Origin of the sequence: Candidatus Aegiribacteria sp. (assembly GCA_021108005.1) — a bacterium.
Lineage (GTDB): Bacteria > Fermentibacterota > Fermentibacteria > Fermentibacterales > JCC-6 > Aegiribacteria.
In genome coordinates, this window is record JAIORS010000161.1 from 1 (window position 1) to 5,302 (window position 5,302).

4 protein-coding genes and 1 riboswitch are annotated in these 5,302 nt (G+C 45.2%); of the genes, 2 read left to right on the top strand and 2 right to left on the bottom strand.

Going from position 1 to position 5,302, the window contains the following annotated elements:
- A riboswitch (cobalamin riboswitch) is annotated at positions 1–140 on the bottom strand. This riboswitch is flagged as partial in the annotation.
- 86 nt (positions 141–226) lie between these two features.
- The gene (locus tag K8S15_09960; protein ID MCD4776359.1) at positions 227–1,075 is read left to right on the top strand and encodes a hypothetical protein; all 849 of its coding nucleotides are present in this window, start codon (positions 227–229) and stop codon (positions 1,073–1,075) included.
- Between the two features lie 84 nt (positions 1,076–1,159).
- Here K8S15_09960 and K8S15_09965 read toward each other — a convergent pair whose 3' ends face one another.
- Together K8S15_09965 and K8S15_09970 are read right to left on the bottom strand one after the other, a co-directional pair.
- Complete coding sequence (locus tag K8S15_09965) at positions 1,160–3,091, bottom strand: ATP-binding cassette domain-containing protein (protein ID MCD4776360.1); 1,932 nt, start codon at positions 3,089–3,091, stop codon at positions 1,160–1,162.
- Complete coding sequence (locus K8S15_09970; GenBank protein MCD4776361.1) at positions 3,091–3,795, bottom strand: metallophosphoesterase; 705 nt, start codon at positions 3,793–3,795, stop codon at positions 3,091–3,093. The genes K8S15_09965 and K8S15_09970 overlap by 1 nt, the downstream gene beginning before the upstream one ends.
- A 377-nt stretch (positions 3,796–4,172) precedes the next feature.
- On the opposite strand from K8S15_09970, the gene K8S15_09975 reads away from it, so the two are divergent.
- Positions 4,173–5,302 (top strand): hypothetical protein (locus K8S15_09975; protein MCD4776362.1); only part of this gene is annotated, 1,130 nt, incomplete at its 3' end.

Below are 5,302 nucleotides of genomic sequence, written 5' to 3' on the forward strand. Positions count from 1 at the left end.
GGGAGATGGCTGTTGCGGTTTCGTTCCTGGTTACAGCGGCGGGGCCGCGCCGGATTCTCACCGGCTTCCCTGACGCTGCCGACGGATTGAAAATAAACTCAGATAACCATGAAGGCAATACCGGGAATGCACCTCTTTTTCTGGCGTTCATAATACCCATTGACTTCATTTGTTTTATGTGTTAAAACATTCTTGTTGGCTTAACAATTTTTGAACGGAGGGTAAAATGAAAACAGCGTTTGTTGTTTTACTGTGCGTGTTTTTCGCTTTATCGGCAATGGACAGAAGCGGACCATCAGGATACAATAGTCCCGCTTCAGTAAAGGGTACTTATACGGTGGTAGCATCGTATGCGGTGGGTCTTGGATCGTCTTACGGGCTCGCAATCCAGAATGATGTACCCAACAGCATCTGGATATCCCAATACTCCCCTCTTGTAAACAACGAGATCGACATGTCAACAGGTTCTGCTACCGGAGTTACATGGCCTATTTACCAGGGAGTTGACCCGGATGACATGGGATACTGTGTATACGCAAGTTCTCCCAACGAATTCTTCTTCGGCGACTGGTATTCAAATAACATCCAGGTATACGATGTCTCCACGACCTCTGCTGACCCCTACTTTGCCAGGGATATAACTGGTCCTGCCGCCTGGACTCACATATGTGGTGTCGATGCCGGACACGGCAATCTGTACGTTGCTGATTTCTTCACTGATGAAATCGCCTGGGGTACATACACAGGTACAGAATCCTCGGTTACATGGACCACTGCGGCTTTCAATACTGTTTCAGGCATGTCTGTATATGGAGAATACCTGATAGTCTGCTGTCAGATAGATACCGGTGACAACATCTTCATATTCGATCTTAATGGCGATGGAAGCGTGAACATGACCCCAATCTGGTCTTGTCAGTTCAACGAAGGTGGAGGTCCGGATGGTGGTATTGACTACGACGGAACTCATATGTGGGTCTTTCCGCAGAATTCCAACCTCTACAAACTTGATGTTGACTGGATTCCCACTGCCCTGCAGAGAGATACATGGGGAGCTATCAAATCAACCTTCTAGTACGAATTTGAATACTCTCATGTTCTGAACCATGAGAATCATTTGTACTGAAACAGCCCTCTTCAAAGGGGGCTGTTTCCGTATTTACTCCATCTGCTCGGCCAGTTCGTCCCAAATCTTCTGGTAACTCTGTATTTCCTGACATACGTAGGCATGTTCCTTCTGGAGGTCAACCAGCCTGGCGGTATCCGAGATTATTTCAGGATCCTGAAGAAGAGCTTCCAGTTCTTCCCGCTTCTCTTCAAGTGGAAGCAGTTTTCTTTCTATTCTGCTTATTCTTGTCCGTATTTTCTTCTGACCTGCGTACTGCTTCTTGCGTTGTTCGGCCTCCCTCCGCTTCCTTTCCTTTTCAACTTCCCTCGGGGATCTACCGGAATTTGAGCCGCTCTTCCCTGCTTCAAGTGAACTTCGAATCCGTTCGTGCTTCTTTCTAAGGTAGTAGTCAAAGGAACCACCGAACAAGCTGACCTGTTCATTCCTGACTTCGTAGACCTTTTCGACAAGGGACGAAAGAAGCTGCTCATCATGGCTTATAAGAACCAGTGTTCCAGCGTATTTCTCCAGAGCCTCACAAAGAACCTTCCGTGAGAATATGTCAAGGTGGTTGGTGGGTTCATCAAGTATCAGGAAGTTAACGGGACTCAGAAGTATCCGTGCAAGGGCAAGGCGGCTCTTCTCTCCGCCGGAGAGGACTCCCGTCTTCTTGAAGACATCATCCCCTGTAAAAAGAAATCCACCGAGAATACTCCGCAGTTCCCGCTCGGAACTTGACGGGCTGATAGCGACCAGCTGATCGAGAATAGTCAATCCCGGGTCAAGGTGTTGATCAACCTCCTGTGTATAAAAACCCGTTTTAACCCTGGACCCCATCTGCAGACTTCCTCCGGTTGGATCCTCGACTCCGGCAAGTATTCTGGATAGAGTGGACTTCCCCTCACCGTTCTTTCCAACGATGCCAATTCGGTCTCCTCTTATAATTTCCAGATTCACATCACTGAAAACGCTACGGTCGTATCTCCTGGATACATCTTCAAGACGGGCTACGATTTTCCCGCTTCCGGGAGGATCGGGAAATCTCAGTTTCATGTGGTTCGGATCTCTATGGGTTTGAATTACTTCTATTTTCTCAAGCATTTTCTCACGGCTGCGCACCTGAAACCGCTTGCTCTCGGTTGCCTTGAACCTTTTTATGAACCGCCGTATTTTCTCTATCTGTTCCGTCTGGTGCTTTGCCTGTTTTTCCCTGCGGGAGATATCCTCCTGTTTTTTTTCTTCATAAAAGGAATAATTACCGGTATACGAGGCAAGTTCTCCAAACTCTATCTCGTAGATCTGTGACACAACCCTGTCAAGAAACCCCGGATCGTGTGAAATTATCCAAACTGCCCCTCTGTATTTAATGAGGTATTCCTCAAGCCATATTCTTGCTTCCAGGTCAAGGTGGTTTGTGGGCTCATCAAGCAGGAGCAAATCCGGATCCGAAAGAAGCAGAGACGCGAGCTGCCCCCTCATTCTCCACCCCCCGGAGAATTTTTCCAGGGGTTTGATAAAATCACTTGATGAAAATCCCAGGCCTGAAAGAACTTTTTCCGCCCTGCTTTTTACACTGTAAGCGTCAGTTGAGTCAGCCAGATCATGTGCTTTCGCAAGTTTTTCAAGAAGCTGTTTCTGCTGTCCGCTGTCTTTGACAATCTCCAGGTCAGCATGAATCCTGTTCATCCGATCCAGAGCTCTGGCTGCTTCCCCCGCTTCGCTGCAGACCGTTTCCAGAAGCGGTCCTTCCGGAAAACTTTTCATCTGCTGGGGCAGGTAAGCAATTCGGACTTCTCCTGAAATGTGAAGATCTCCCGCCGATGGCTCCAGTTCTCCATTAAGAATTCTTATCAGTGTGGTTTTTCCGGCTCCGTTAACCCCAACCAGGGCAGCCCTGTCGCCCCGGTTGATGGTAAAGTTTACATTCTCGAATATTTCTTCTGCTCCGAACCTCATGCCAAGAGCAGACGCGTTTACTATCATTAGACGGAAATCCTCAGCGGTCTGAAATCAAGATAATCGGCTGAAACCAGCCTGTACTTCACGCCGCCTGTTTCTGTATCCAACCCCTCGGCCCACTGACCGGGGGAATTATGAATATGACCGTAGATACAAAGTTCAACACCTTCATTGGACAGCATCTCCGAAAATTCTGTAGACTCCCCGCAAACAACCGGAGGATAATGCAGCATTACAATAAGCGGTTTTCCCGCTTTTCTGAATTCCGCTGTTGATTCCAGAGCCATTTTAAGCCTGCCCAGTTCCCGATTGTAGATTTTCTCATCCCTCTCTTTTAGATAATCTTCAGATAGAGGAGTAATCCATCCCCTTGTTCCCGTAATAACCGCGATTTCGCAATCAAAGGCGGTATGCTGCAGAGGTATTATACCAGGAGTCAGCCTTTTTTTTACGCCTGATATGGAAGACCACCAGTAATCATGGTTGCCTTTCGTAATTATTTTCCTTCCGGGAAGGCTTTCAAGCCAAATAAGATCCTCTTCGGCCTCGTCAAGTGTCATGGCCCATGAGAGGTCTCCGGGCAGAAGCACCAGATCCTCTTCCGTAATCAGTTCTCTCCAGTTCTTCTCAATACGCAGATGATGATTCTTCCAATGATCCCCGAAAATATCCATTGGCTTCCCGCTTGAGTGAGAAAGATGCAGATCACCTATCGCGAAAATCCTAATTGTCTGCCTCCCTGCATTCTGATGAGTAACGGTGAAAGATAATAACATGTTGACTAGTAAAAAACGGCACCGCGAAGAATCGAACCCGGTATTCTACTATGCGAGCGAAGCAGTCAAGCATAGTATCTGAATATCAAAGCACTTTTAGACAGCATACAATTGAATGGATCATTGACAAGCTTACATATCCACTAATATTTTAGTAGTGGTGAATTATTATGTATAGACAGTTTGTTGATAGTATATATTTAAACTGACCGGATTAATATTCGCTTATTTCTAAATCTTTACAGTAAGCAATCGAGTATTTGTGTATTTAATGTTAGTATGAAGTACTATTTAGAACAAATATATCCATTAACAGTGAAAGAAGTAAAATGCTTTCTAACATCATCAGCATGATCGTGCTTATTATCCCACCTGCTATTACGTCTGAATCAAGCTGGACCTCACCTGATATCCGCATCGCTACGGAATGGAGTTTCAATGTCATGGATCTGGTCGATCCCGTATACGGACAGTTAGGAACAGTGTACGGTGTTGAATCGGAGGACGGGTTTGAGTGGCATACTGTTCTCGTTGATAAGAAGTGCGTTTTTCTGCTAGAGGATGATACTGTAGTAAATAGCATTCCATATTCAGGTGACATCTACAGATTAACCTTTTCTCAGAATTGTCAGTATCTACTCGGGTACTGCTATTTTGATGAGAAGTTTATCCTATTTGATCTTGCTGAGAGTACTGTCAAATCAATTCCTCTATTCTCAAGTGAGATGGAGTTACCTGGGAATCCTCTCATCCGTGTAACTAACAACGGAACTGTACTTGTGAAGTACTCTACATATCTTAGGATGTACGATTCCGATTTCAACTGCATTCTGTCCCGGGATAATTTCAGTTGGGGGCATGCATTTGTGGGGTTTTCAAATGCAGGAGACCGGTTTTACACAACCACCTACGACAGTCTTCGGGCATACGATATGCAGGGGAATCTCCTGTGGAACAGGGAGTTATTCGAACCCGATGATCAACGAATAATCCATGTAAGAAACCTCATGTTATCTCATGATGATACCTTCATAACTGTTTTGGATTTGTACAAACTCCAGATTATCAGCACTGATGATGGTACTCAAATAGCAAGATTTGACTTCGATGAAAGCATAAATGATCCTTTAATCAGTGAATCAGATTCCATAATAGTTTTAAGTTGCTACTTCAGGGGGGAAAATATTGGCACCCGATCTATATCACTAATTGATAGTAATTTCAAACTTGATAAGTATCTCATCATAAACGATTCCCGAGCTGCTTCTGAAATGCCAGTTCAATTCACGTCAGAATCTGTATCAGATAATGGTCATGTAATGGCCATTCTGTCGTATCAACACCCTAGACTCTTTGCTCGCTTCGTTTTGCTATCTCCTTATATGGATATAATATGGTTATCAAACACCTTACATGATTCACATGCTGGATTTGTCAATTCCGACTCTGGTTTCCGAAG

Bases quoted from the DNA above. Each gene is read 5' to 3' on its own strand.
- K8S15_09960 (MCD4776359.1), top strand. From the start codon at position 227: ATGAAAACAGCGTTTGTTGTTTTACTGTGCGTGTTTTTCGCTTTATCG.
- K8S15_09965 (MCD4776360.1), bottom strand. From the start codon at position 3,091: ATGATAGTAAACGCGTCTGCTCTTGGCATGAGGTTCGGAGCAGAAGAA.